Origin of the sequence: Synechococcus sp. F70.1, from assembly GCF_047502745.1 — a bacterium.
Classification (GTDB): Bacteria; Cyanobacteriota; Cyanobacteriia; order Thermostichales; family Thermostichaceae; genus Thermostichus.
The window spans coordinates 67033-92175 of the sequence record NZ_JANSJL010000061.1; the positions used below are offsets into that span (position 1 = coordinate 67033).

At 60.7% G+C, this 25143-nt stretch carries 23 protein-coding genes; 7 read left to right on the forward strand and 16 right to left on the reverse strand.

What is annotated here, in order from left to right:
• From NW860_RS06520 to NW860_RS06540, 5 genes are all read right to left on the reverse strand, one after another.
• A partial coding sequence (locus NW860_RS06520; protein WP_414513173.1) for a tetratricopeptide repeat protein occupies positions 1-281 on the reverse strand: 281 nt, incomplete at its 3' end.
• 21 nt (positions 282-302) lie between these two features.
• Complete coding sequence (locus NW860_RS06525) at positions 303-1784, reverse strand: site-2 protease family protein (protein ID WP_414513175.1); 1482 nt, start codon at positions 1782-1784, stop codon at positions 303-305.
• 47 nt (positions 1785-1831) lie between these two features.
• Positions 1832-2923 carry a magnesium-protoporphyrin IX monomethyl ester (oxidative) cyclase gene (acsF, locus tag NW860_RS06530; RefSeq protein WP_414394720.1) on the reverse strand — a complete coding sequence of 364 codons (1092 nt, stop codon included), beginning with the start codon at positions 2921-2923 and terminating at the stop codon, positions 1832-1834.
• Between the two features lie 100 nt (positions 2924-3023).
• Positions 3024-7613: a glutamate synthase-related protein gene (locus NW860_RS06535; RefSeq protein WP_414513177.1), complete on the reverse strand. Its 4590-nt coding sequence runs from the start codon at positions 7611-7613 to the stop codon at positions 3024-3026.
• 210 nt (positions 7614-7823) lie between these two features.
• Entirely contained in the window at positions 7824-8906 is a 1083-nt protein-coding gene (locus NW860_RS06540; RefSeq protein WP_414513179.1) for a hypothetical protein, read from the reverse strand.
• Between the two features lie 506 nt (positions 8907-9412).
• On the opposite strand from NW860_RS06540, the gene NW860_RS06545 reads away from it, so the two are divergent.
• The 3 genes from NW860_RS06545 (at position 9413) to NW860_RS06555 (ending at position 12108) form a co-directional block, all read left to right on the forward strand.
• Positions 9413-10429 (forward strand): ATP-binding cassette domain-containing protein, encoded by a 1017-nt coding sequence (locus NW860_RS06545; protein ID WP_414513181.1) that lies wholly within the window; start codon positions 9413-9415, stop codon positions 10427-10429.
• Positions 10430-10475: 46 nt separating this feature from the next.
• Positions 10476-11330 (forward strand): ABC transporter permease, encoded by an 855-nt coding sequence (locus tag NW860_RS06550; RefSeq protein WP_414394712.1) that lies wholly within the window; start codon positions 10476-10478, stop codon positions 11328-11330.
• A 127-nt stretch (positions 11331-11457) separates the two neighbouring features.
• Positions 11458-12108 carry a class I SAM-dependent methyltransferase gene (locus tag NW860_RS06555; protein ID WP_414513183.1) on the forward strand — a complete coding sequence of 217 codons (651 nt, stop codon included), beginning with the start codon at positions 11458-11460 and terminating at the stop codon, positions 12106-12108.
• Positions 12109-12125: 17 nt separating this feature from the next.
• Here NW860_RS06555 and NW860_RS06560 read toward each other — a convergent pair whose 3' ends face one another.
• Positions 12126-13049 (reverse strand): NAD(+) kinase, encoded by a 924-nt coding sequence (locus NW860_RS06560; RefSeq protein WP_414394708.1) that lies wholly within the window; start codon positions 13047-13049, stop codon positions 12126-12128.
• A 175-nt stretch (positions 13050-13224) separates the two neighbouring features.
• Between NW860_RS06560 and ispE the strand changes: the two genes are divergently transcribed.
• Together ispE and leuC are read left to right on the forward strand one after the other, a co-directional pair.
• Positions 13225-14166, forward strand: coding sequence for a 4-(cytidine 5'-diphospho)-2-C-methyl-D-erythritol kinase (gene ispE / locus NW860_RS06565; protein WP_414513185.1), 942 nt, complete (start codon positions 13225-13227; stop codon positions 14164-14166).
• 92 nt (positions 14167-14258) lie between these two features.
• Positions 14259-15662, forward strand: coding sequence for a 3-isopropylmalate dehydratase large subunit (leuC, locus tag NW860_RS06570; protein ID WP_414410784.1), 1404 nt, complete (start codon positions 14259-14261; stop codon positions 15660-15662).
• On the opposite strand, the gene thiD is transcribed toward leuC, so the two are convergent.
• The 9 genes from thiD to NW860_RS06615 all read right to left on the reverse strand — a co-directional run bounded on the left by thiD (position 15659) and on the right by NW860_RS06615 (position 20305).
• Positions 15659-16516, reverse strand: coding sequence for a bifunctional hydroxymethylpyrimidine kinase/phosphomethylpyrimidine kinase (gene thiD / locus NW860_RS06575; RefSeq protein ID WP_414422781.1), 858 nt, complete (start codon positions 16514-16516; stop codon positions 15659-15661). The two genes, leuC and thiD, sit on opposite strands and share 4 nt — an antisense overlap.
• Positions 16517-16614: 98 nt before the next feature.
• Positions 16615-16809: a hypothetical protein gene (locus tag NW860_RS06580; RefSeq protein ID WP_414421009.1), complete on the reverse strand. Its 195-nt coding sequence runs from the start codon at positions 16807-16809 to the stop codon at positions 16615-16617.
• Between the two features lie 42 nt (positions 16810-16851).
• The gene (locus NW860_RS06585; protein ID WP_414394701.1) at positions 16852-17157 is read right to left on the reverse strand and encodes a 2Fe-2S iron-sulfur cluster-binding protein; all 306 of its coding nucleotides are present in this window, start codon (positions 17155-17157) and stop codon (positions 16852-16854) included.
• An 8-nt stretch (positions 17158-17165) separates the two neighbouring features.
• Complete coding sequence (locus tag NW860_RS06590) at positions 17166-17423, reverse strand: DUF1816 domain-containing protein (RefSeq protein WP_414394699.1); 258 nt, start codon at positions 17421-17423, stop codon at positions 17166-17168.
• Between the two features lie 64 nt (positions 17424-17487).
• Positions 17488-18348, reverse strand: coding sequence for a 23S rRNA (guanosine(2251)-2'-O)-methyltransferase RlmB (rlmB, locus tag NW860_RS06595; RefSeq protein ID WP_414513188.1), 861 nt, complete (start codon positions 18346-18348; stop codon positions 17488-17490).
• An 11-nt stretch (positions 18349-18359) separates the two neighbouring features.
• A complete protein-coding gene (locus NW860_RS06600; protein ID WP_414394695.1) occupies positions 18360-18740 on the reverse strand; it encodes a ribonuclease III domain-containing protein in 381 nt (126 codons plus the stop codon).
• A gap of 317 nt (positions 18741-19057) precedes the next feature.
• Positions 19058-19528, reverse strand: coding sequence for a photosystem I reaction center subunit XI (locus tag NW860_RS06605; RefSeq protein ID WP_414394693.1), 471 nt, complete (start codon positions 19526-19528; stop codon positions 19058-19060).
• Positions 19529-19599: 71 nt separating this feature from the next.
• Positions 19600-19719 (reverse strand): Photosystem I reaction center subunit IX, encoded by a 120-nt coding sequence (locus NW860_RS06610; RefSeq protein ID WP_099812540.1) that lies wholly within the window; start codon positions 19717-19719, stop codon positions 19600-19602.
• Positions 19720-19759: 40 nt separating this feature from the next.
• Positions 19760-20305, reverse strand: coding sequence for a Photosystem I reaction center subunit III (locus tag NW860_RS06615; protein WP_414409870.1), 546 nt, complete (start codon positions 20303-20305; stop codon positions 19760-19762).
• A gap of 166 nt (positions 20306-20471) precedes the next feature.
• On the opposite strand from NW860_RS06615, the gene tsaD reads away from it, so the two are divergent.
• Positions 20472-21569: a tRNA (adenosine(37)-N6)-threonylcarbamoyltransferase complex transferase subunit TsaD gene (gene tsaD, locus NW860_RS06620; RefSeq protein WP_414513190.1), complete on the forward strand. Its 1098-nt coding sequence runs from the start codon at positions 20472-20474 to the stop codon at positions 21567-21569.
• On the opposite strand, the gene mnmG is transcribed toward tsaD, so the two are convergent.
• Positions 21530-23464, reverse strand: a complete 1935-nt coding sequence (gene mnmG, locus NW860_RS06625) for a tRNA uridine-5-carboxymethylaminomethyl(34) synthesis enzyme MnmG (RefSeq protein WP_414409872.1) — start codon at positions 23462-23464, stop codon at positions 21530-21532. The two genes, tsaD and mnmG, sit on opposite strands and share 40 nt — an antisense overlap.
• A 299-nt stretch (positions 23465-23763) precedes the next feature.
• On the opposite strand from mnmG, the gene thrC reads away from it, so the two are divergent.
• Positions 23764-25104 (forward strand): threonine synthase, encoded by a 1341-nt coding sequence (thrC, locus tag NW860_RS06630; RefSeq protein ID WP_414513192.1) that lies wholly within the window; start codon positions 23764-23766, stop codon positions 25102-25104.
• Positions 25105-25143 lie beyond the last annotated feature (39 nt).

The following is a 25143-nucleotide window of genomic DNA, read 5'->3' on the forward strand; positions in this document are numbered from 1 at the left end:
CCTACCTGCTTGAGGGCAATTGCCAGATTGTAGTGGGCGTCGGGAAACCACGGCTGCTGCGCCAAGGCCTGCTGCATCAGGGCAATGGCTTCCTCCAGGACTCCCTGCTGCTGTCGGCAGACCCCCAAAAGGTGCAGCGCTTCCGGGTGGGCGGGCCGGGCCTGCAACACCTGTTGGTAGAGGGAGATGGCCTCTTCCAGTTGCCCCCGCTGGTGATGGTGGACAGCCTGAACCAGCAGGGCCTGCAGGTGCTTTTCTTGGTCCTCTCGGCTGGGGCCCAAGCCTTTTCCTGGCAGCGACATTTAGCCGTTAGGGAGGTTGAGGAAGCCCGCCAAGGCGGGGGCAATTGGCAGCAGGGTCATCACCATCAAAAAGAGGGCTAGCAGCGCCAAGGCATCCCGCTGGCCGTCGGTTTCCGTAATCTCATCCTGCGGGGGACGCTCCGGCTCCCGAGCAATAAAGAGAATGAGCAGCGCCCAGTAGAGGGCCAAGACGTTGCTGATGGCTGCCACGGCCAACGCAATGAGGGTAATCACCGTGGCGCGGGCTGCTGTCTTACGCCCATACACGGCCTGCACAATGCGACCCCCGTCCAACTGGCCAGCAGGCAGCAGGCTCAAGGCGGTGATGGCCAGCCCAATCCAGCCCACGGCCACGAAGGGGTGAATGGGCACCAGCTCCGCCTGCAGCTGGGATCCCAGCACCAGCCGCGCCAGGGTGCCCACCAGGATGGAGCTGCGAAAGATCTCCGTAGGCACGTACACGCCCCCGGTGCCCGAGAGCTTCAGGCCAACCAGCAGCACCACCAAGGAAAGGAGGCCGCCCGCTGCTGGTCCAGCAAAGGCGATGTCGAAGAGGGCCTTGCGGTTGGGCACCGGCGATTGGATCCGGTTTAGGGATCCCAGGGTGCCAATCCCTAGGCTGGGGATAACAAAAGCGGGGCTGAGGCGCACCCCATACTTGCCGGCCATCCAGCGGTGTCCGGTCTCGTGCACCAGCAAAATGGCAAAGATCCCAGCTGCCACGGGCAGAGCTTCCACCCAGCGCCCTGGCGCCTCCAACAGCCGGAAGCCCAGCAAGTTGGCCCCCACCTCTAGGGTGGCCAGAAAGCTAGCTAGCATTAGGCCTGCGGCCAGAATCTGGGCTCCCCTCGAAGCGCGGTAGTTAACTATCTCGTCCGGCAGAACCACCACCGCCGGCTTTTCCGAGGCATCCTCGACCAAAAACAGTTGGTAGCGGCTGCCCACGCGCTCTTTGAGCTTTTCCACCAGTAGGGGTACGACCACCTCGGCGTCCCCGCGGAGGTTGCCCTTAAAGATGGCCCCCTCCCCATAGGGGATGGTTTCAGTAACAAAAAAGGTGTCCAGGCTGAAGATGGATTGGATAGCTTGCAAATCCTCGGCGGAGATCTTGCGCAGAAACCCTGCTGGCTCCGCCGCAGCCTGGGTCGACGCCTCTGCTGCCCCTTCTGGTTGCCCCTCTAAACTAGCCAACTGCTGTCGCCGCGCTTGCAGCTCCTGCTGGGCCAACTGGCGGGTTTTGCGCCCCACAGCAATGTAGAGCCCCGTAAACACCAGCAAGAGCAGCAAGAAGCCGGCAAAGTTAAGGTAAACTCCCACCAGCAGCAGCCCCAGGAAGATCACCCACGGCAAAAGGAGCAGGGATCCCTGCAGCCACATCCAGACGGCTAGGGATCCCCGCCGGCGGGCTCGCCAGAAGCCCCAACCCAAAAAGGCCAGCGTTCCCAGCAAAAAGAGCGGTGTAATCTCAGCAGCAATGTTCATGGCTGACCTAGCAAGGCTGTACGGGTATCCAGCTAGGGCAAGAGGGCTTAGGCGGAAACGGCTGCTCCTTCAAAACGAGGCTCTGGCTCCTCCCACAGGTAGAAGCCAGCTTTGCGCGGCTTGAGTAAGAACAGCCGCAGGAACTGGTAGGCGTTGTTGAGGTAAAGCGGCAGCTTGCGCAGACCCTTGAAGGGGCCAGATCCCCGTTCAATCTCCCTCAGTTTGGCGTTGTTGGCTATACACTTCTGCAGCCGCCGCACAAACTCAGGGTTTTCCACATCCAATACCACTGGGAACACCTTAGCCGCCTCGCGGTTGGTTTTGTAGATCACCTCCATGTCATAGACATGGGGATCCAGGCCGAGGAGGCGGTAGAAACCCGGGCGCTCGCCCACGTCGTTGAGGTACATGGTGGCAAACACCGACAGCAGGAAGAAGCGGCACCAGAGCTCAGCTACCCATCCCCTGAGCAGCCGTGGCTGGCTAAGAAGCACAAGGGCAAAGAAGTCGCCGTGCCGGTTCTCGTCCTGGCACCAGTTCTTGAAGAAATTGAAGATGGGGTAGATGCGGTTTTCAGGATGGGCCTCTAGGTGGCGGTAGATGAGGATGTAGCGCCAGTAGCCAATCTTCTCAGACAGATAAGTGGCGTAGAAGATAAAGCGGGGCGCGAAATAGGTGTAGGACTTGTGCTTGGTCAAAAAGCCTAGATCAAAGGCCATGTTGAAGTCGCCCATGGCCCGGTTGAGGAAGCCGGCGTGGCGGGCTTCATCCCGGCTCATGAGGGCAAAGCACTCGGCCAAAATTGGGTTAGTCTCCTTCAGCCGGCGGGAGAGCTCCTTATAGAGGAGGAAGCCGGAGAACTCTGCCGTGCAGGAGCGCTCCAAAAACTCCACAAACAGCCGACGCGCCTCCGGATCGAGGCGACTTTCCCAGTCTTGGTTAAACTCCTCGCCGCGGACAAAGTGGTGGCGGTTGTAGTCGGCGCGAAACTCCTCCAGAATGGCTCGGAAGTCGGCCTCCCGATCCCCTAGGCTCATCTTGCCAATGGCTTCGAAATCGGTGGTGTAGAAGCGCGGTGTCAGGATAGTCTCCTTGGGTACTCGCGCCTGAATCTTGGCGGCTTCCAGGCTGGAACTCATAGGTAGCTAAAACAGATAAAAACCAGCTACACCCTCGCAGTTTACCAGTTCCCTTAGCTGCCGTGGGGATAAGAAGTGTTACCAACAGACCCTGAAACTCCTACGACTGCACTGCCGCTGGCTGGGATCGGGCGGGATCCGTTAGCTCACTGCCCTCTTCGGAAGGGGGAACCACCTGCCAGAAGAGAGGGAGGTAGCGCTCCCAGTTCTTGAGGATGCGCTCAGCTTTGGGGGAATGGGTGCGGCGGTAGTGCTCCTGGACCAGGCCCTTGAGTTGCGCTTCCGCTGCTGCGGTTTGCACCCGCTGAATGCGCACGATCTCGCCGTTGACCTTGGCGGGGAAGTTGCCCTCCTCATCTAGCACGTAGGCCAGGCCGCCGGTCATGCCTGCCCCCAGGTTGCGGCCCACCCGGCCCAGCACCACCACCACGCCGCCGGTCATGTATTCGCAGCAGTGGTCGCCAGCCCCCTCGACGACTGCCTGGGCACCGGAGTTGCGCACGGCAAAGCGCTCTCCCGCCTGGCCGTTGGCAAACAGGGATCCGCCCGTGGCTCCATACAGGCAGGTGTTGCCCAGGATCACGTTTTCCGCCGGATCCCGTGGGGCTTCTGGGGGAGCTAGGATGACGATTTCGCCGCCGCACATGCTCTTGCCCACGTAGTCGTTGGCTTCTCCCGTCAGGGTGAGGCGCATGCCCGCCAGGGCAAAGGCCCCAAAGCTCTGGCCGGCTGTGCCCACAAAGCGCAGATCCAACAGCCCCCCCTGCTGGGCAAAGCCCCCATCCCCATACCGCCGAGCCAGGGTGCCGGCGATGCGCCCGCCCACACAGCGGTCGGTGTTCGCGATGGGGAGTTCCAACGTGGCTGTGCCGCAGGTCTCAATAGCCTTTTGCACCTCAGGCCGGGCCAGGATCTGCTCGTCCAGCACCGGGCCGTTGGAGTGCACCGGTTCATGCTCTAGCCACTCGGGCTGACGGTGGGGATCAAAGCCAGGGGGAGTTCGCAGCAGACAGTCCAACTGGAGAGACTGGGTTTTTTCCAAAGCCACGTCGGCGCGGGGGCAGAGCAGATCCACCCGCCCAATGACCTCTTTGAGGGAGCGGTAGCCTAGGCGGGCTAGGATCTGGCGCACCTCCTCGGCCACAAAGGTAAAGAAAGTTACTACCTGATCTGGAGTGCCAGGGAAGCGCTTGCGCAGCTCCTCCTTTTGGCTCGTCACCCCCACCGGGCAGTTGTTGGTGTGGCACACCCGCGCCATGATGCACCCCTCGGCAATCATGGCTACGGTTCCAAAGCCAAACTCCTCTGCTCCCAGCATGGCCGCCATCACCACCTCCCAGCCGGTGCGCAGGCCGCCATCCACTCGCAAAATCACTCGCTGCCGCAGGCCGTTTTCCAAGAGGGCGTGATGCACCTCCACTAAGCCCAGCTCCCAGGGTGAGCCTGCGTGTTTGATGGAGCTGAGAGGGGAAGCCCCTGTGCCTCCCTCGTGGCCAGAGATCTGGATGATGTCGGCATTGGCTTTGGCTACCCCTGCTGCCACCGTGCCGATGCCCACCTCCGCTACCAGTTTCACCGACACCTGCGCCTGGGGGTTGACCTGGTGGAGGTCGAAGATCAACTGGGCCAGATCCTCGATGGAGTAGATGTCGTGGTGGGGCGGCGGCGAGATCAGGGTTACCCCTGGCTTGGAGCGGCGCAGCTTGGCAATGTAGGGGCTGACCTTTGAGCCGGGCAGTTGCCCGCCCTCGCCTGGCTTGGCGCCCTGGGCAATCTTAATCTCGATTTGCTGCGCGTTGACCAAGTACTCAGGGGTTACGCCAAAGCGGCCCGAGGCCACCTGCTTCACTGCCGAGCTGGCGTTGTCCCCCATGCGCAAGCCCCTAAGGTGAGGGAACCGCGCCGAGGTCCCCTCCGGCGTCACATCGGTGATGGGGAGGTAGCGCTCTGGGTCCTCTCCGCCCTCGCCGGAGTTAGACTTGCCACCGATGCGGTTCATGGCAATGGCTAGGGTCTCGTGGGCTTCGCGGCTGAGGGCCCCTAGCGACATCCCCCCCGTGGTAAAACGCTTGAAGATAGCTGTAACGGGCTCTACCTCTTCCAGGGGAATGGGATCCCGGTCGCTGCGAAAGTCAAGCAGATCCCGTAGGGCCGTGGGGGGGCGGTTGCGCAAATAGGCCCGGTAGATCTCGTAGTGATCGGGCTGCCCAGAGGCGATGGCCCTGTGCAGCAGCTTGGCCATTTCTGGGCTGTTGATGTGGTACTCGCCCTTAGGCCGCGCTTGGATAAAGCCAAAGTTCTCCAGCTTTTTCACGGTGAGCTGGGGGAAGGCCCGCTGGTGATTTACCATACCCTCGCAAGCCAAGTCCGCCAGCGTCATTCCCCCCACCTGCGACACCGTGCCGCGGAAGGCCAGGTCGATCACCTCTTGGCTGAGACCGATGGCCTCGAAGATCTGGGCCCCGTGGTAGCTGGAGAGGAGGGAAATGCCCATCTTGGAGAGGATCTTGAGCAACCCCGCCTCAATGGCTGCCCGGTACCGCAATTGGGCTTCGGCCACCGAAACCTGGGGCAGCTTGCCACTGGCCATCTGGGTCTGGGTCTTGGGCTTGTGCCACCACTGGCGCACCGCCTCGTAGGCCAGGTAGGGGCAGACGGCGCTGGCCCCGTAGCCAATTAGGCAAGCAAAGTGGTGGGTACTCCAGCACTGGGCTGTCTCCACCACCAGAGAAGCGCGTAGGCGCAGCCCCTCCTGGATGAGGTGATGGTGGACGGCTCCCACGGCTAGCAGAGGCGGGATCAAGGCCTGCTCAGCGCTGAGGCCCCGATCCGAGAGGATTAAGATCTCTGCTCCCTCCCGCACTGCTTGCGCTGCCTCTTGGCAAAGGGCCCGCACTTGGGCAGCCATTCCTGCTGGCCCGGCGGCGATTGGGTAGAGGGTCGGCAGCGTGCGACAAGGAAAGGGCGTGCGCTGCAGGGCGGCCAGCTCCGCCTCGTTGAGCACGGGGCTGCGTAGGTGCAGCAGGCGAGCATGCTCGGGCCGGATCTCCAGCAGGTTGCCTTTGGAGCCCAGGTACATGTCCAAAGACATCACCAAGCTTTCCCGCAGGGGATCGATGGGGGGGTTGGTCACCTGGGCAAAGCGCTGCTTGAAGTAGTCATAAAGGGGGTGGGGCTGGGTGGAGAGCACCGCCAGCGGCGCATCATCCCCCATGCTGAAAACCGGCTCTTTGCCTGTGGCCGCCATCTCCTCGATGATCATCTCCACGTCTTCCAGGGAGTAGCCGCAGGCCGTCTGCAGCTGGAGGAGTTGCTCCTCGGTAAGCTGCGGGGCGCTCTCAAAGTCTTGTCTAGCAAGCTGAACGCGGTAAGTCTTCAACCACTCCCCATAGGGGTGCTGAGCTGCCACCTGGGTCTTGATCTCCCAGTTTTTGTAGAGCTGGCCGCTTTGCAGATCCACCATGAGCATCTGCCCTGGCCCCAGCCGCCCCTTTTCTAGGATCTCGGCTTCCGGCAGGGAAACCACCCCCGCTTCCGAGGCGACCACCAGCAATCCATCGCGGCTAAGGGCGTAGCGGGCCGGGCGTAGGCCATTGCGATCCAGCGTGGCTCCAATAGTTTTGCCATCGCAGAAGACCACCATGGCCGGTCCATCCCATGCTTCCTGCAGGCCGGCAAAGAACTCGTAGAAGTCGGCCACTTCGGGACGATTGGCTAACTCCGGCTGGTGGCGGTAGGCCTCCGGGATCAGCACCATCATTGCCTGCTGGCTGGAGTAGCCCGAGGCGATCAAGAGCTCGAAGACCGCATCCAGGCCTGCTGAGTCGCTGGTGCCGGGGTCAATGACGGGTTTGAGCTCCTCAATGGCCTCGCCCCAAAAGGGATGGGCCAAAGAGGACTCGCGGGCAGCCATCCAGTTGACATTGCCCAGATAGGTATTGATCTCGCCGTTGTGGCAGAGGTAGCGGAAGGGTTGGGCCAGGGACCACCGGGGCAGGGTGTTGGTGCTGAAGCGGCGGTGGTAGGTGGCGTAGGCAGTGGTGTAGAGGGGGTTTTGTAGATCGCGGTAAAACTGGCCCAGCGCGGCTGACTGCACCATGCCTTTATAGACAATCAGCCGGCAGGAGAGGGAGGCAAAGTAGAGGGAATGAACGCCAAACCGGCTCTCCACCTGTCGCCGCAGGCGCCGCCGCAAGAGGTAAAGCTGCCGCTCCAGCTCGTCTCCCTCCAGCGTGGGGTGAGTAAGCAGCATCTGCCAGATGGAGGGCAGAGTCTGCCGCGCCATCGGCCCTAGGCAGTCTGGATTGACTGGCACCTGGCGCCAGATGGGCTGCCCCCACTCCGTGGTCACCAAGTAGTCGTCGATGAGCTGGCGCACTGCCTGGCACTCAGCGGGATCCTGAGGCAAAAACAGCATGCCCACTGCACTGCGGCTGGGATCCCAAGCTCGAATGGCCTCAAGATCTGCCTGCAGCAGCTTCCAGGGAATAGCTGTGGCAATACCGGCTCCATCCCCACTTTGGCTGTCCCCGCCGCAGCCGCCGCGGTGCTCCATGCAGGCAAGGGCAGCGAGGGTTTTTTGCAGCAGCTCGTGGCTGGCTCTTCCCTGGCGATCTACCAAAAACCCGACGCCACAGCTATCCCGCTCTTGGAAGTGCCAGCTTGCGTTCAGGATGGGAGCCGGATTCATAGGGTGAAGAAACCGTCTTGGAGCAGTCCACGCCTTTTGAGATATGGAAGACTAGCATATCGCAATCAATCCTACAGGAAAAGGGGGCAGACCCAAGGCAGGCTGGACTTTGCCGATGGGGAAAGAAAGGCCAAAAGGTTTTCTATGAACAAAACCAGGGCAAATGCCCCAGCTTGCCTTGGTTCGCCTGGTTGCCAAGTGGCAATTTTTTTACCTAAAGAAGTCGGAAAATATATTTCGCAGACTAGAGAGCTGCTCGTTAAAGCAGGTGAGCCGATCCCCACTAGCGCTCACCATCGTTAGGTCGGCCCGCCCAGTCGCGCCCTCGGATCCCAAGAGAGGAACGCTCATCCGGCTGGGATCCTCAGGATTCTGGGAGACGCGGATAACAGCTCGCTCTCGGTTGAACTGATAGGCCTCGGCCACGTAGCGGATGGGCTCACTCAAGCTGGGCTCCACTGGCAAGCCGGGGGCTGGCAAAAGATCCACTAGCTCGGTAAAGGTGCCGCTCCGCAAGCCCACCACGGCAGCAGCTCCCAACTGGTTGCAGATGGCAATGAGCACGGGTTCCTGGGCGCTGGCGCTGACGTTGGTCAAGGTGACAGTGACATTGACCCGGCTGGGTGCTGGGGGATAAGTAATCTCAAAGAGGCGGGCAGGGGCATTGCCCAGCTCGTCGCGGATGCGAAAGCGAAGCTGCCCCCTGTAGGGCAGGATGGAAGAAAAGTAGAAGCCGAAGCGGTCACTGGGGCCACGTCCAGGGATGTTGGCCTGGCCAGGGACGTAAGCGAGGACGGCCCGGCTTTGCCAGGTGTTGGGGGGCGCGTAGGGCAGCAAGGGGCCGCTGTCGAGGCTGGGGGGATCCTGGGGAGGTGGATCCGGCTGGCCATCCCTGTTTAGATCCAGGCCATTGCCCAAAAAGGCCACTGAGCGCTGGAGCAGGATGGGGCGGTTTTGGTTATCGACTAGAGGAGGTCGCCCTTCCGCCAGCCCTGCGTTCTCCACATAGACGTTAAAAGGGCGATTTAAGATCTGGTTGTCCCGCCGCCGCCGCACGTTGAACTGGAGGTAAGGCCCCACCGCACCTGCTGTTGGGGATCCCCCCGTAATTTCAAAGTCATCGGCCCGCAAAAAGGCGTTTTCTAGCGGGCTAGGCGGAGTTGTTGCCTCCCCGCAGCCGACTAGGCCAAGGGCAAAGGCTACTAAAGCTACAAAGGCTGCACCAGATCCCCCCTTTCTGGGGAACGCTCGGTCTTTCCAGGCCGGCAGGCAAGCTTTGGCTTCAGCACTCATCTCCACAACAGTTGGCAAGGGTTTGCCGCCCGCAACCTGCCCCAATGGCCTGTACCACTATACCGCTCTGAAAGACTTATACAACCCCGGACAAAAGCGGACTTTTGATCCAGGTTGAGGCTTTCTTCCTGCTTCCACGACCCGTAGCTAGTGGTAGGCTTAACACCTACTACCCCGCCAGAGGGATCTCCGCAGGTGTGACTTCCCCGCGATCGCGATAGCGGGCCGTAGGCCTTGCTGCAGGTAGTTGCTCCTTGCTCTTGATCGAGCACACAGGCTAAAGACGGAGCCTACTTTAGCCTAGGCGAAGTGCCTGCCAGATAAAGATGCACCTGCAAGTCTACTAGCGCAGCTAATCCACGTCAAGGCAGAAAGTTCGTTACGCCACGCAGTGGCGCTCGCGTCAGCGGGACCGAGTCCTCATTGTCCAGTGAATCAAGGACTAGAGGAGAGCCCTAGGCTCGGTTTCTTATGCAGCTTGCTAGCCTAGAGGGAGCGAAAGGTGGATGCCCATGTCAAATACCCCTGCGGTCTTGGTTCAACACCTCCAGAAGCGCTACGGCTCCACGGTGGCTGTGGCGGATGTCTCCTTCCAAGTAGAGCCCGGCCAGATCTACGGCATTCTTGGCCCCAACGGCGCCGGCAAAACCACCACTCTGCACTGCCTGTGCACCCTGTTGCGCCCTGACGCGGGCCGGATCGAGGTGTGCGGGATCCCGGTCAACGAAAACCCCAGGGCAGTACGCGAAAAGCTGGGCTTTGTTGCCCAAGAGGTGGCTTTGGATAAGGTGCTGACGGGGCGAGAATTGCTGCAGTTGCAGGCCGACCTCTACCACCTGCCGCGGTCCTTGGCCCGAGAGCGGATTGCCACCGTCCTTGAATTGCTGGGGCTAGCCGACCGTGCCGACCAACGCATCGGCACCTACTCCAGCGGTCTGCGCAAACGCCTAGATCTGGCGGCAGGGCTGCTCCACCAGCCCCAGGTGCTGGTTTTGGACGAGCCCACGGTGGGCCTGGATATCCCCAGCCGGCAGGCCATCTGGGACTTTCTGCGCCAGCTTAGAAACACCGGCGTCACGGTGGTACTCAGCAGCCATTACCTGGAAGAGATCGATCTATTGGCTGACCGGGTGGCCATCATCGACCGCGGCAAGGTGATCGCCGAAGGAACCCCAGAAGAGCTGAAAGCCCGTGTCGGCGGCGAGCGCATCACCGTCAAGCTGCAGGAGTTTGCCCCGCCAGAACTGGCCCAGCGGGGTGCCGAACTGCTGGCCTCTCTGCCCTTTGTCCAAAAGGTGGTGATCAACAGCGCCCAGGGCAATGCCCTCAACTTGGTGGTGCAGCGGAATGGGGAGGATCCCCTCAGCCAGATCCGCGCCCACCTTGAGGCCCACGGGCTGGAGGTCTTCAGCAGTACCCAATCTCGCCCCAGCCTGGACGACGTGTATTTGGCGGCAACCGGGCAAACCCTCCTGGATGCAGAGCTGGCAGCTGCCGAGTCCAACTTAGGCAAGAAAAAGTAGTTTTTCCCTGATTCCCAATCCTTACCAAGTTTGCAGGAGCCTTCGTATGACCTCTGCTGCTTCCCCAATTCAATCCAGCCCAATTCCCCTTTTGACAGCAGAATTTTGGCAGGAAACTTTTGCCCTCACCCGCCGCTTGTTTATCCAACTGCAGCGTCGCCCTGTAACCCTGCTGGTTGGAATCATCCAGCCGCTGCTCTGGTTGATTTTGTTCGGGGCCTTGTTTCAGAATGCCCCTACTGGCATCTTTGGGGCCGGGCAAAACTACACCCAGTTTTTGGGAGCAGGCGTGATCGTGTTTACGGCCTTTGGCGGGGCTTTGAATGCCGGGGTGCCGGTGATTTTCGACCGGGAGTTCGGATTTTTAAACCGACTGCTGGTGGCTCCCCTCACCTCTCGCTTCTCCATCGTGCTGGCCTCTAGCCTGTTCATCGTCAGCGTGGCGCTGCTGCAGACGGCGGCAATCGTGGGGGCAGACTACGTCCTCGGCGGCGGGATCCCAGACGTGCGGGGCTTGGCGGTGGTGGCCTTGATCGTGGGCCTGTTGGTCTTGGGCTTCACTGCCCTGAGCTTGGGCCTAGCCTTTGCCATGCCGGGGCACCAGCAGTTGCTGGCTTTTATCTTTCTGGTCAACTTGCCTTTGATCTTCTCCAGCACGGCTTTGGCTCCCCTCAGCTTCATGCCCACCTGGCTGCGCTGGGTGGCCAGCCTTAACCCGCTCACCTTTGCCATCGAGCCAATTCGCCACGTCTACCGCACCAGCACCTGGAGCTTTGCCGATGTGGTGCTACAGGCTCCCTGGGGCAATCTCACCCTAGCGGGATCCCTGGGGCTCTTGACGGGGTTTGTGGTGGTGTCAGTGCTGCTGGTGCAGGGGGTGCTGCGCAAGGGCTTGGCCTGAGGGGCTTTGGGACTGGCTCGGGGAAGCCGAGTTGGTCTTGTGCCTTTCAAAGTCAATGGCAAGAAGCAGACTTCTCCTTTTGTCCTGCTACCTGGCTCCTTTTCGGAGGACGTTGGAGATTTTGGCCATGGCAGTTCTTGAAGATTGGCAGCGCTCCAAGTTGGATCCCAGCGACGATGCCCTCTTCTACAGCTACCCCCGCTTCGTAACCCATGTAGATGCTGGCTTCATCGGCCAGCTCACGGATCTCTACCGCCATTACTTGCGGCTCCAAACTCACATTCTCGACCTAATGAGCAGTTGGGTTTCCCATCTGCCGCCGGAGATGGATTTTGCCCATGTGGAAGGGCATGGGATGAATGCCGAAGAACTGGCGGCTAACCCTCGGCTTAACCATTTCTTCGTCCAGAACCTCAACCAAAACCCACTCCTGCCTTTCCCGGACTGCACTTTTGATGCTGTGCTGAACGCGGTTTCGGTGCAATACCTGCAGCAGCCGGAGCAAGTGTTTGCCGAGGTGCATCGCATCCTTAAGCCCCAGGGCCTGTTTATTGTCAGCTTCTCCAATCGCATGTTTTTCCAGAAGGCAATCCAGGCCTGGCGGGACAGCTCAGAGGCAGAGCGGGTGGAGCTGGTCAAGCGCTATTTCGAGGCGGTGCCGGGGTTTGAGATCGTCGAAGTCATCCAGCGGCCTGCTCCCCTGAGTTGGCTTGCCTTTCTGGCCGGAGGGGGCAGGGATCCTTTCTACGCCGTGGTTGGGCGGCGAGCTGCAGCTTAAGAGGCAGTAAGCGAAAGCTAGGGCAGCTCTACCGAGGTAGGCTTAGAAGCATAGGTCAGGCCCCAACCCAATTTCTCACGCATGACCCGGAAGAACTCCGGTCGGCGTAGGCGAATCAGGTCTGTGCAGTAGGGGGCGCGGACGACGCGAATTTGGTCTTCTGGCAGGATGTAGCAGCCGGCATTGCCGTCCGCTACCAAAACCAGCGGCTGAGGGCTAGCGGGGCTGATCCACACCTCTTCCGAATCAGGAAAGACCAGAGCCCGTGAGGCCATCGAGTGGGGGCAGATAGGGATCAACTGCAGCACCGGCAGGCTGGGAGTGATGACCGGTCCTCCTGCAGAAAGGGCATAGGCGGTGGAACCTGTGGGGGTGGCTAAAATGATGCCGTCGGCGGCCACATCTAGAGGGGAGTGCTCCCCAATGGTGACTTCAAAGTGGCACATGCTGGTCAAAGGCTCGCGGTGGAGCACCATCTCGTTGAGGCTAAGCACTTCCCAGCGCAATTCGTTGTCGCGGTAGGCCTGCACCAGCAACATGCTACGGCGATCCAGAATGTACTCGCCGGCAATGGCTGCCTTGGCCGCCTCTTCTAGGTGGGTTAGGTAGGTCTCCGTCAGAAAGCCCAAGTGGCCAGTGTTCACGGCCAGCAAGGGGATCCCTTTGGGAGCCAATTGCCGGGCTGCTGCCAAAACGGTGCCGTCTCCCCCCAGCACTACGGCAAACTTCATGTTCTCGTCAAAGCCGGCGGGGGCCAGGCTGTCCACCTTGGTCAAGCAGACGGGACTGTCAAGCTTGGCGTAGCCGAGGACGCCGCCCCAATTGGGGGCCACACAGACTTCCCACCCCTGCTCCTGAAACCAGCGGGAAAGGGTTTCGCTGCTGCGTTTAGCGGCAGGCTTGGCGTCGTTGTAGAGGATACCGACCTTGGGCTTGCTCATGGGAGGGGGAAGAGGTAGAGCGGTGCCAAAACTCTATCAGTTCTAGATAGCTGCCGCAAAAAAGAGCTGGCCCCCTGGCCCCAGCTCGGGTCACCGCCAGGGATAAGCTGGAAGAGCTCCCCAGCGAGTCTCTGGACGGGCTGAGGGGAGTTGAAAATGTTGTTCGCTTTTTCCCATGCAAGCCTGTACCCTGGTCGCCCGCGCCAAGATCAATCTTTACCTAGAGATCCTCGGATCCCGCCCCGACGGCTATTCCGAGGTGGCCATGATCCTGCAGAGCATCGCTTTGGCGGATCGCGTGCGTCTCCAGCGCCGCCCCCACGGGATCCACCTAATCTGTAACCACCCGGAAGTGCCGGCAGATGCCCGCAACCTGGCCTACCGCGCGGCTGAGCTGCTGCAAAAGGAGTGCCAGACCAATCTGGGGGTGGAGATCCACATCGAGAAGCAGATCCCCGTGGCGGCGGGCTTGGCAGGCGGCTCGGCCAATGCAGCGGCAGTTCTGGTGGGGTTGAACCAGCTCTGGGGCTTGGGCCTGACGGTCAGAGAACTGCAGCACTTGGCGGCCCGCTTGGGATCCGACATTCCCTTTTGCGTGCAGGGGGGCACCCAGCTAGCCACAGGACGGGGAGAAGTTTTACAGCCGCTGGCCGACTGGGAAGGGATCCCCCTGCTGTTGGCCAAGCCCAAGCACCTTGGGATCTCCACTGCCTGGGCCTATCAAGCCTTTCGCGCTCACCGTGCCGCTTCCTTGCCTTCTGCTGGAGCCTCTCTGTCGACCTTGCCCCAAGTCCTCGCTGCTCTGGAGCGTCGGGATCTGCTGGCCTTGGCCCGCAGTTTGCGCAACGACCTGGAGCAGCCAGTTTTGGCCGAGTACGCTATCGTGGGGAAATTACGACAGGCCTTGCTGGAGGTAGGGGCGTTGGGATCCCTGATGTCGGGCTCGGGGCCGACAGTGTTTGGGCTCATGGCCGGCCTGGAGGGGGCTGCTCAAGCCTGCGAGAGCCTGCGCCGCCGCTTTCCGGAGGTGGACTTCTGGGTAACCCAGTTTGCTCCCACTGGGATTCTGCTGGAGCCGGATCCCCACCCTCTCGATCCCCCTAGAATTGCTAGCTAGCCTAGCCAGGCAACAGGCCCTGATAACCGGTGGAACATTAAAGCTCTGTAGTTCAGACTAAAAATTAGCTTGGCTGCGGGCCCAAGAAGAAGATGAGCGAGAGGACGTTGTTTGACAAAGTCTGGGACGCCCATACGGTGCGGATCTTGCCCTCAGGGCAGACGCAGTTGTTCATTGGGCTACACCTCATCCACGAGGTCACCAGTCCCCAGGCCTTTGCCATGCTGCGGGAGCGCAATCTGCCAGTTCTCTTCCCGGAGCGGACGGTGGCGACGGTAGATCACATTATCCCTACAGACAACCGGACGCGACCTTTTGCGGATCCCTTGGCGGAGGAGATGATCCAGGAGCTAGAGCGCAACTGTCGCCAATACGGCATCCGCTTCTACAACAGCGGCTCCGGCCGGCAGGGGATCGTGCATGTGATTGCGCCGGAGCTGGGGCTGACGCAGCCGGGGATGACCATTGCCTGCGGCGATAGCCACACTTCTACCCACGGCGCCTTTGGAGCCATTGCCTTTGGCATCGGCACCAGCCAAGTGCGGGACGTGCTGGCCACCCAAACTCTGGCCTTGTCCAAGCTCAAGGTGCGTCGCATCGAGGTGCAGGGCACGTTGGGGCCGGGGGTTTACGCCAAGGATGTGATCCTGCACATCATCCGCAAGCTGGGGGTCAAAGGCGGGGTGGGCTACGCCTACGAGTACGGCGGCAGTACTGTCGAGGCGATGAGCATGGAAGAACGCATGACCCTCTGCAACATGTCCATCGAAGGAGGAGCCCGCTGCGGCTATGTCAATCCCGACGCCGTGACCTTTGAGTATTTGCGGGGGCGGGAGTTTGCCCCTCAAGGATCCGATTGGGAAGAGGCTGTGGCCTGGTGGCAAAGCCTAGCCAGCGACCCCGACGCTGTCTATGACGACGTGGTGGTGTTTCAGGCCTCCGAGATTGCTCCCACGGTTACCTGGGGGATTACCCCCGGCCAAAACATTGGGGTGGACGAGCGGATCCCGGCTCCCGAGGAGCTGCCAGAAAGTGAGCGGGAACTGGCTAGGGAAGCCTACGCCTACATGGGCTTGCGGCCAGGGGATCCCATTGTAGGCACGCCGGTAGATGTCTGCTTTATTGGCAGCTGCACCAATGGTCGCTTGAGCGATTTGCGGGAGGCAGCCAAGGTTGCCAAAGGCCGGCGGGTAGCGCCTGGAGTGAAAGCGTTTGTGGTGCCTGGCTCCGAGCGGGTCAAGCAGGAGGCCGAACAGGAAGGCTTGCGGGAAATCTTTGAGGCGGCGGGGTTTGAGTGGCGGGATCCCGGCTGCTCCATGTGCTTGGCTATGAACCCAGACCGCTTGGTAGGGCGGCAGATTAGCGCCTCTTCCTCCAACCGCAACTTTAAGGGCCGCCAGGGATCCCCCACAGGGCGCACTCTGCTCATGAGCCCGGCCATGGTGGCGGCAGCAGCAGTGAGCGGCAAAGTGGTGGACGTGCGGACGCTGCTTTAGTCGGAGCTAGAGGAGGCAAGAAGGGGGTAGAAGTGACCCACCGGTCCCTGACCGGCCCCAATGGCCAAAGGATGCCGCAGGGCTTCGGTAACATAGGCCTTGGCCAGCAGCGTTGCCGTCAGGGGATCCTTCCCCCAAGCCAGTTGCGCCGCAATGGCTGCCGAGAGGGTGCAGCCGGTGCCGTGGGTGTGGCGGGTGAGGATCCGCTCGCTTTTGAGCACCTCGAGCCGCTCGCCGTCAAACCACACGTCCACCCCCTGCAGTTCTCCCGGCATGCCTCCCCCCTTGACCAGTACAGCCTTACAGCCTAGGGCGTGGATGCGGCGGGCCGCCGTCTCCATATCCGCCAGCGACTGCAGTTCCATCCCCGCCAAAATCTGGGCTTCGTAGCGGTTGGGGGTAACAACCTGAGCCAGGGGAATTAGCCGCTCGCGGATGGCCTGGATGGCCTCCTCCGCCAGCAGCTTGGCCCCCGTGCGGGAGACCATTACCGGATCTACCACCAGTGGCTGCAGCGCCCAGCGCTCCACTTGGCGGGCCACCTCGCGCACGATCTCGGCATTGAGCAACATGCCGGTTTTGATCCCTTGCACCCCAATGTCCTGCACCACCGCTTCAATTTGAGCAGCCACTGCCTCTGGCGGCAGCGCATCCACGCGGTTGACCCCCAGGGTATTCTGGGCAGTTACGCAGGTGAGGGCGGAAGTGCCATGGACCCGCTGGAAGGCAAAAGTGCGCAGATCCGCTTGAATGCCGGCTCCGCCGCCGCTATCGGATCCGGCAATGGTGAGGGCGACAGGGGGGCGCTGCTCGGCCAAAGTTGGAGCTGGTGAAGCTGGTTCAGATACAGACATTGGCTAAACGAGAAAAGCTAACGAGGGCACTTCTGGTAGCTATCAGCTTGTTGGCTCCTAACCCCTTAGAGGGGGCTAGAAGCTGGCTAAGCGTGAATCTAGTAGCCATTGTCGGTAGTAGCCACCACCTCTACCCAAACCCTATCCCCCTCCACCGCCGTCAGACTCCAGCGCAGGAGGCGGGCCGTTTGCCCCAGCTCTCGGGCGACTTGGTGGAGAAGAGATCCCTCCAGTTGAGCAGCAGAAAGTGGCAAACTCAGGGGCAAAGCTAGACGCAGAAAATGTAGCTTCACAGGTTCCTCACGCTGAACTCACGCCAACCAGGGAGGGCAGAGCTAGCGGCCAAACTGCAAACGATAGACCTCTTCCTCCTGATCTGTTTCCACCTCCAGATCGGAGGTAGGATAGGCTACGCACAGCAGGACGAAGCCCTGAGCTTTGAGCTCGGGCCCGATCATGGCGTTAGGCTGGGCCACGGATCCCGACTTCAGTCGCCCTGCACAGGTGGTACAGACACCTGCTTGGCAAGAAGAGGGCAGCTCTATGCCGTGTTCAAGAGCCGCCTGTAAAACCGTCTGCTCCGCCGCCGCAGGAAAGCGGTAGGTTTGGCCCCGGTGATGGACAGTTATCTGGTAAACCATGACGGCCCTCAAGAACCCGCCTGCGAAGAGGTGCGAGCCACGGTTAGCGTCTGCGGCTGGCGCATTTTCTTTATCTGAACCTCAATCTTCTGAACCCCTTCCGCCTTCAGGTCGGCGATGTAGTTGCCTTTGTGCGCTTCTGCTTCCTCCAGGCTAGTAAAGGGGCCGTAATAGTAGGTGCAGTCGTCGGTGGCAATCTCAATCCAAACCGCTAAGCCGCGCAGCCTATCCAAGAGGCTGATCAACCTCTTCAGAAGACTAGTCAAAGGGTTGCTCACAGGATCGATCCCCCGCTAAGAAGTGCCAGCAAACATTCGGAACGGCCTGCAGTCACTTAGATTCTACTGCGTTTGTTGAGAATTTGTTGAGAAATGTTTCAGTGCGCTTGAGCTGGTGAGGGGAGCGCTGCCGGTGGATCTCGTAGAGGACGATGCCCGCTGCTACCGAAGCATTCAAGCTTTCCGTGCGGCCCGATAAGGGAATCGACAGCAGTTGGTCGCAGTGGCGCTGGGTAAGCAGGCTAATGCCTTCCCCTTCCGATCCAATCACCAAGGCGACGGGTCGGCGAAAGTCGGCGCTATAGACGGGGGCAGCTCCCTGGCTGGTGGTGCCATAGATCCAAAACCCTTGCTCTTTAAGGTACTCTAGAGCGCGATTTAAGTTCACCACCCGCGCCACGGGCAGGGTGGAGAGGGCGCCAGCTGCCACCTTCATCACTGTCGCGGTCACCCCTGCCGCCCGCCGCTGCGGGATCACCATCCCCTGCATGCCAAACGCCTCTACGCTACGGGCAATAGCCCCTAGGTTGTGGGGATCCTGAATCCCGTCCAGCACCACCAGCACCGGCTGGGGGCTAGCCTGGCGGCTGCGTTCCACCAGCTCTTCTAGATCCACGTATCGATAAGGGGTAGCCTGGGCGGCGATCCCCTGATGGTTAGCTCCACCCGTAAGGAGGTTTAGTCGCTGGGGAGAGACCTCATCAATAACCGTGCCGCGCGCTTTGGCCTCCTCCAAGAGCGACAAAAACTGGGGGCTATACCGTAGCCTCGGCACCACCCAAACCCGGTTGAGGGTAGCACCGCTCCGCAGGGCCGCCAGTAAAGTCTGGCGACCGTAGATAATCTCTTGTTCCTCTTCGGGCTTGGAATCCGTGGGTCGCCGCAACTTGCGCAGGCGAGAAGGCTTAGGCATGAGAGGAAGACCTAAATCATCTCAGCCAAAACATCGGTGAGGGCAAGAATGGAGCGCAAGCGGTCGGGATTGGTGAGGTAGAGGTAGCCCAGGATGGTTTCCAGGCCGCTGGCATTTTGATAGTCGGCTAGGGGCAGATGCCGAGGTGGGCGACCGCAACCATTGCGGCCCCAGCAGACAATAGCCTGCTCTTCAGGGCTGAGATATGGTAGCAGCGCTAACAGCAGCTTGGCCTGAGCCGAGCCGCACACCCGCCTCACCACCCGCTGATGGTAGCGCTCTAAGCGATCTGGGGGAAACAACTGTTGCCGCCGCACGTGGAGTTCGTAAATGGCATCCCCCAAGTAAGCTAAGGCAGCCGGCGACAGGCGACGGATCTCGGTCGACGGCAATCTTTCGGAACTGGGATCAAGTCCAAGGAGTGGATCACTCACGGCTGCTGACATGGAAACTGCTCCCGACTGTTTAGCGAAAGGGGGGCTTCACTCTAGTCCTCGTTGGCGACAGCGGTGCGGAGCACCTTATTCGCTACTTTGTGGCATAATCGGCAACCTTGCCAACGAACCTTCTGACTTAACGTGGATTAGCTAGGCTAGTAGGTTGGCAGGTACATCTCTTCTGGTAGGCATTTTGCCTAGGCTCAAGTTAGCTCCGTCTGTAGCTTGTGCGCCCTCTAAGGACAGGGAGCAGCTACCGTCAGCTTTTTCTTTCAGAGCGGAAACAGGAGATCGCCATTGAGCAACAGCAGGTAGGCAACGATGGCTCCTCCCATTCCCCCTATTAAAAAGCCGGCAGCCAATTCGCTCCAGGCCTGGGATCCCTGGACTGGCCCGCCATGGCGCGGCAAGGAGACGGTGCCGTAGAGAGAGAGGGCCGCTGTCAGGATCAAAATGAGACCACAAGCTCCCAGGAAGCCACTCAGCAGGCCAATAGGCTCGTTGCGCAAAGGCCCGAGTTTGGCAAAGGGCCCCACCAGCCAATAGCCGTGGGCCATGCCAATTTCCAGACCCCGCCAGATAGGACTGGCTCCCGGTCGGTTGATCGGCAGCCAACTTAGGAAGAGACGAACGGCAGGCGCGTGGTTAATCGGTGTCTGGAGGTTGCCAATTTGCGGATCCCCTTCTGGGGCCGTGATGTATTCCTTGCCAGAGGGAGCAGTGTCGACAGGGGACTCAGGCATGAGGCAATCTTGTGTCCAGGCTAAGAGAAGCAGGGATCCCCGAGGCTCTGTGGGGATCCCTACCCCTTTATTTAGAACGTCAAAATGTCAGGGAAGAAGCGATTGATCTCAATAAACAGGGCAAGGAAGAAGCTGGAAAACAAAATGAGGGCTACTGGAGCGGTGGTGAGAAATTTGGTGAAGTCAGCCATATCGACCTCTCACAGGGAATGGGTTGACTCAGTTCCTTCCTCAGCGAGGAGAGACGGGAACAGCCTCCTCTGGGGCTTGAATTTCACCGCTGGCAATTTCCTTGAAAGCAGCGGCAGGCCAGGCCAAAGCCGTGAGGAAACAGCGCAGCGCCAAGGGGACGTCGATGATACTTTCTTTCATCTCCGGCTCCTCGCTATCGCGAACGGCAATTAGGTAGGAGCGGCCTGCCCAGCCCAACCAGCCGGCAAGGTAGAGGAAAAGTAAGCCAGGGATGAGAAACTCACCTGCATGGCTCCAGCGGCCATCGGTAACCAGGTGAGGCAAGCCTTCTTCGCCACAGAGCAGCTTGCTGTAGCGCTCAAAACGCTTTTCGGTTTGGACCAACTTTTGCTGGTAAAGGGGAGCCAACTCAGGGCTAGCGTTGCGGATTTTCTCTTCGAGGCTGCTCAGGCGCTGATCTCGTAGAGCCTGGAAAGCAGGAACTTCGCTACAAGGCTTCAAGCCAATCAAAGGCTCTGCCTGCACTGCCTGGGTAAAGCCAAGCACTAGGCAAAGGGCCAAAAGGAGACTCAAAAGGGTTCGCATGGCAGGATGTGTCCTTGAGCTAGGGACTCAATGGGGAGGAATGCTCAGTGAAGCAACGAGCACCAAACGGTTAGTATCATACTCCTGAGCGCCTTATCCGGAGGGATCTCGGGTTTTAGCTCACACAATTCTTAAGGATCCTGAGGCATTCCCACCCCTTTTTCCCATGGCCTGTGTCCTTGCCATTGAAACCAGTTGCGACGAAACGGCTGTGGCGGTGGTGGAGGCGGAGCCAACCTGGCCAACCTTTGCCCCGCGGCAGCTCAGCTCGGTGGTGGCTAGCCAGATCGACCTCCATGCAGCCTACGGAGGCGTAGTGCCGGAGGTGGCCTCCCGCCGCCATGTGGAAACTTTGCCATTTGTACTGGAGTCAGCGCTGCAGCAGGCCGGGCTAGGCGTAGCCGAGGTGGATGCCATTGCCGTAACTTGTGCGCCGGGCCTGGTGGGATCCCTGCTGGTGGGGATGATGGCGGCCAAGACCTTGGCGCTGCTCTACGATAAGCCCTTGATTGGGGTACATCACCTGGAGGGCCATCTCTTCAGCGGCTTTTTGGCCACAGCCGACTTGCAACCTCCCTGCCTGTGCCTTTTGGTTTCGGGAGGCCACACCAGCTTGATCTGGATGAAGGATTACGGGGAGTACCAGACGATGGGCCGCACCCGCGACGACGCTGCCGGCGAAGCCTTTGATAAGGTGGCGCGGCTGTTGGGGCTGGGCTACCCGGGGGGGCCCCAGATCGACCGCTGGGCGCAACAAGGGGATCCCCATCGCTTTCCCCTGCCGGAAGGCAAGCTAGACCACCCCTACGACACCAGCTTCAGTGGCCTGAAGACGGCTGTGCTGCGCCTCGTCCAGCACTTGCAGCAGGAAGGCCAGGAGCTGCCCATTGCCGACATCGCCGCCAGCTTTCAGGCCTGCCTAACGCGCGTCCTCACGGAAAAAGCAGTGGCCTGCGCCGAAGCTCTTGGCCTCTCAACCCTGCTGCTGACTGGCGGGGTGGCTGCCAACCGGGAGCTGCGCGCTCGCCTTCTGGAAGCGGGTCAGCAAAAGGGCCTGCGGGTGGTGATCCCGCCTGTTGCCCTCTGTACCGACAACGCCGCCATGATTGGGGCAGCCGGCCTCTGTCACTGGCTGCGCGGGGAGGTCTCCCCCTTGGATTTGGGCGTGGCTTCGCGCATGGCGCTGGAGGAGATCCCTGCTCTCTACACGGCTGGGCGCAAAGATTACCGCGAGCTGCCAACAGGTTCTGCCGTCGCTCTCTGACGCTGTCTCACCTCGAGGTAGATGAGCAAGGCGTTGATGTCGGCAGGGTTGACGCCGCCAATGCGAGCGGCCTGGCCTACGGTCAGAGGCCGGACTGCTGCCAGTTTCTCCCGCGACTCTTTGGAGAGGGTGGGAATGGAGTGGTAGTCCAGATCGGGAGGCAGGGGGCGGTGGTACTGCTTGCTCACCTGCTCGATCTGAGCTTGTTGCCGCTGGATGTAGCCGCTGTATTTGACGGCAATTTCCGCTGCCTCCTGCTCAAAGGGATCCAGCTCCTCATTTCCCAACCCCAGCTCCAGCAGGTTGGCGTAGTGGATCTGGTTGCGGCGCAGGAGCTCAGCTAAGGTGGCGGATCCTTTGATCCCCTGGCCAGTCAGTTGGCTGAGGTGGATCCCGGCGGGGTCGTGGGCCTTAACCCGCTGGGTTTCCAGGCGCTCAATCTCGGCGGCAATACGAGCCTGCTTGGCCTGGAAGAGAGCCCAGCGGCGGTCGTCGATGAGGCCCAACTCTCGCCCTAAAGGAGTGAGGCGCTGGTCAGCGTTGTCGGCGCGCAGGATAAGGCGGTATTCGGAGCGGCTGGTGAGCATGCGGTAGGGCTCCCGCAGCTCTTTGGTGCAGAGGTCGTCGATAAGGGTGCCAATGTAGCTGGACTCGCGCGGCAGCGTGACTAAGGGTTTGCCTTGCACCAACCGGGCGGCGTTGATCCCGGCAATGAGCCCCTGGGCTGCTGCTTCTTCGTAGCCGGTGGTGCCGTTGATCTGGCCGGCGCAGAAGAGCCCCTGCACCTTCTTGGTCATCAGGGTGGGATAGAGCTGGGTGGCCGGCAGATAGTCGTATTCCACCGCGTAGGCAGGCCGCAGCATCACGCACCGCTCTAGGCCGGGCAAGGAGCGCAACATTTGGATCTGGATCTTCTCAGGCATCCCTGTCGAGAACCCTTGGATGTAGAGCTCCGGCAGATCCCGCCCCTCGGGTTCGATAAAGACAGGGTGTCTCTCCTTGTCGGCAAAGCGCACGATCTTGTCTTCAATGCTGGGGCAGTAGCGTGGCCCTTTGGCCTCCACCCAACCGCCGTAGACAGGAGTCTCGTGGAGGTTTTCCCGGATGATGCGGTGCGTCTCCGGCGTGGTGTAGGTGAGGTAGCAGTCCATCTGCTCCCGCGGCACCCACACCTCCGGGTCAAAGCTAAACCAGCGTAGGTCTGGATCCCCTGGCTGCCGCTCCATCACGGAGAAATCAACGCTGCGGCGATCCACGCGGGCAGGGGTGCCCGTCTTCAGCCGGCCTGTCTCAAAGCCCAGTTGGCGCAAGGTGTCAGTCAGGCCTTCGACGGCAAATTCCCCCGCACGTCCAGCAGGTTGCCAGTGGCGGCCAATCCAGATGCGCCCTCCCAGAAAGGTGCCCGTGGTCAGGATCACTGCCCGACAGCCGAAGACGCTGCCGAAATGGGTAACCACGCCCACCACTTCCTCGTTGAGCCCCAGCACTAGGTCGGTGACGGTGCCCTCTCGAAGAGTCAGGTTGGGCTGGTTTTCTACCACCGAGCGCATCACCCGCGCGTACTCCCGCTTGTCGGTTTGCGCCCGCAAGGCCCATACTGCTGGGCCCCGCGAGCGATTGAGCACCCGCTTTTGCAAATAGGTGCGGTCGGTAACTTTGCCCATCTCACCGCCGAGGGCGTCAATCTCATGCACCAGTTGCGACTTGGCCGGGCCACCCACGGCGGGGTTACAAGGCTGCCAGGCAATCTTGTCCAAGTTCAACGTCAGCATCAAGGTCCTACAGCCCAGTCGCGCTGACGCTAGGGCCGCTTCACAGCCGGCGTGCCCCCCACCCACGACGATCACGTCGTAGTGGTCAAGAAAGTCCACGTTGTCCCGTCCGACTTTGAGCATACGCTGGCTTCTGCTGGTGAGTACCGGGATCCCAAAGGGCATCAGATTGTTTCAGCTTGTTTTTCCAGTTTAGCGAGAGGGGCAACGCCTGAGATTGTGGGGGCCCTTGACCCCAGCAGCGCCAGCCAGTCCCTTGCTCGTCACTTGACACTCCAGGGTAGGAACCCTCCTGCCTCTTGGCCAGAGCCAAATCCAGACTATTTTAGTCGGGTTTGGTTGACGGGCTAGATCGCGGGTGATAGGATTGACCTCGGGCTGGGTAAGCCAGATCCATCCCTTTCTCCCGCTGAAGGCTTCCTATGACGCCAACCCTTTCCCAACGCCTGCTTGGCTCTGCTGATTTGCCCTCCAACTCTGCCTTGCGTAACCCGCAGGTGGGCTTTAGCTGTTTGCGCTGCCGCGAATGTGGGGCCGAGTACGAGCCGGTCGCCAAGCACGTGTGCGACGTGTGTTTTGGCCCCCTGGAAGTGGTCTACGACTACGACTGGCTCAAGAGCGTCGTCAGCCGGCAGAGCATCCAGGCCGGGCCGCTGTCTATCTGGCGCTATCGGCCTTTCCTGCCGGTGGTTTCGGAGCGCCCTATCGATGTCGGCACCGGCATGACTCCCCTAGTGAAAGCGGAGCGGCTGGGGCGGCGACTGGGGTTAAAAAACCTCTACCTCAAGAACGATGCCGTCAACATGCCTACCCTCAGCTTCAAGGATCGGGTGGTGTCGGTAGCCTTGACCCGCGCCAAGGAGCTGGGCTTTACCACGGTCTCTTGCGCTAGCACGGGCAATTTGGCCAACTCCACGGCTGCCATTGCCGCCCATGCCGGCCTGGAGTGCACTATCTTCATCCCGGCGGATCTGGAGGCAGGCAAGGTACTAGGGTCCCTCATCTACAGGCCCACCGTCATGGCTGTGGAGGGCAACTACGACCAGGTGAACCGCCTCTGCGCTGAGGTGGCGGATCGCTACGGCTGGGGCTTTGTCAACATCAACCTGCGCCCCTACTACGCAGAAGGCTCGAAAACCTTAGCCTACGAGGTGGCGGAGCAACTGGGCTGGCAACTGCCGGATCAGGTAGTGATCCCGCTAGCGTCGGGATCCCTGTACACTAAGGTTTACAAAGGTTTTCAGGAGTTCGTGAAGGTGGGCCTGGTGGCAGAAAAGCCGGTTATTTTCCACGGCGCCCAGGCCCGGGGCTGTGCGCCCATCGCCCAGGCCTTCCGCGAGGGGCGGGATTTTGTTACTCCCGTTAAGCCGAACACCATCGCCAAATCCATTGCCATCGGCAACCCTGCTGATGGCATCTATGCCCTGGAGATTGCCCGCAAGACCGGCGGCCAGATCGAGACGGCCACGGATCCCGAGATCATTGCCGGCATCAAGCTCCTGGCCGAGACTGAGGGCATCTTCACCGAGACGGCTGGCGGCACCACCATTGCCGTGCTCAAACGCCTGGCCGAAGCCGGCCAGCTCGATCCCGAGGCGATTACGGTAGCCTATATTACCGGCAATGGCTTGAAAACCCAGGAGGCGGTGCAGGCGCATGTGGGCCACCCGCTGGTAATTTCGCCCAAGCTGGAGAGCTTTGAACAGGCGCTGGAGCGGGCCCGCACCCTGGAGCGGCTGGACTGGCAGGAGGCCTCGGTTTGAAGAGGGGGGATCCCCCAAGAACTTTCCTGTTACAGACCC

Coding starts and splice junctions, on each gene's coding strand:
- NW860_RS06585 (WP_414394701.1), bottom strand. CDS start 17,157: ATGGTTTACCAGATAACTGTCCATCACCGGGGCCAAACCTACCGCTTT.
- NW860_RS06540 (WP_414513179.1), bottom strand. CDS start 8,906: ATGAGTGCTGAAGCCAAAGCTTGCCTGCCGGCCTGGAAAGACCGAGCG.
- NW860_RS06525 (WP_414513175.1), bottom strand. CDS start 1,784: ATGAACATTGCTGCTGAGATTACACCGCTCTTTTTGCTGGGAACGCTG.
- ispE (WP_414513185.1), top strand. CDS start 13,225: ATGCAAGCCTGTACCCTGGTCGCCCGCGCCAAGATCAATCTTTACCTA.
- NW860_RS06610 (WP_099812540.1), bottom strand. CDS start 19,719: ATGGCTGACTTCACCAAATTTCTCACCACCGCTCCAGTAGCCCTCATT.
- NW860_RS06555 (WP_414513183.1), top strand. CDS start 11,458: ATGGCAGTTCTTGAAGATTGGCAGCGCTCCAAGTTGGATCCCAGCGAC.
- NW860_RS06605 (WP_414394693.1), bottom strand. CDS start 19,528: ATGCCTGAGTCCCCTGTCGACACTGCTCCCTCTGGCAAGGAATACATC.
- NW860_RS06535 (WP_414513177.1), bottom strand. CDS start 7,613: ATGAATCCGGCTCCCATCCTGAACGCAAGCTGGCACTTCCAAGAGCGG.
- NW860_RS06545 (WP_414513181.1), top strand. CDS start 9,413: ATGCCCATGTCAAATACCCCTGCGGTCTTGGTTCAACACCTCCAGAAG.
- acsF (WP_414394720.1), bottom strand. CDS start 2,923: ATGAGTTCCAGCCTGGAAGCCGCCAAGATTCAGGCGCGAGTACCCAAG.
- thrC (WP_414513192.1), top strand. CDS start 23,764: ATGACGCCAACCCTTTCCCAACGCCTGCTTGGCTCTGCTGATTTGCCC.
- mnmG (WP_414409872.1), bottom strand. CDS start 23,464: ATGCTCAAAGTCGGACGGGACAACGTGGACTTTCTTGACCACTACGAC.
- rlmB (WP_414513188.1), bottom strand. CDS start 18,348: ATGCCTAAGCCTTCTCGCCTGCGCAAGTTGCGGCGACCCACGGATTCC.
- thiD (WP_414422781.1), bottom strand. CDS start 16,516: ATGTCTGTATCTGAACCAGCTTCACCAGCTCCAACTTTGGCCGAGCAG.
- leuC (WP_414410784.1), top strand. CDS start 14,259: ATGAGCGAGAGGACGTTGTTTGACAAAGTCTGGGACGCCCATACGGTG.
- tsaD (WP_414513190.1), top strand. CDS start 20,472: ATGGCCTGTGTCCTTGCCATTGAAACCAGTTGCGACGAAACGGCTGTG.
- NW860_RS06550 (WP_414394712.1), top strand. CDS start 10,476: ATGACCTCTGCTGCTTCCCCAATTCAATCCAGCCCAATTCCCCTTTTG.
- NW860_RS06615 (WP_414409870.1), bottom strand. CDS start 20,305: ATGCGAACCCTTTTGAGTCTCCTTTTGGCCCTTTGCCTAGTGCTTGGC.
- NW860_RS06560 (WP_414394708.1), bottom strand. CDS start 13,049: ATGAGCAAGCCCAAGGTCGGTATCCTCTACAACGACGCCAAGCCTGCC.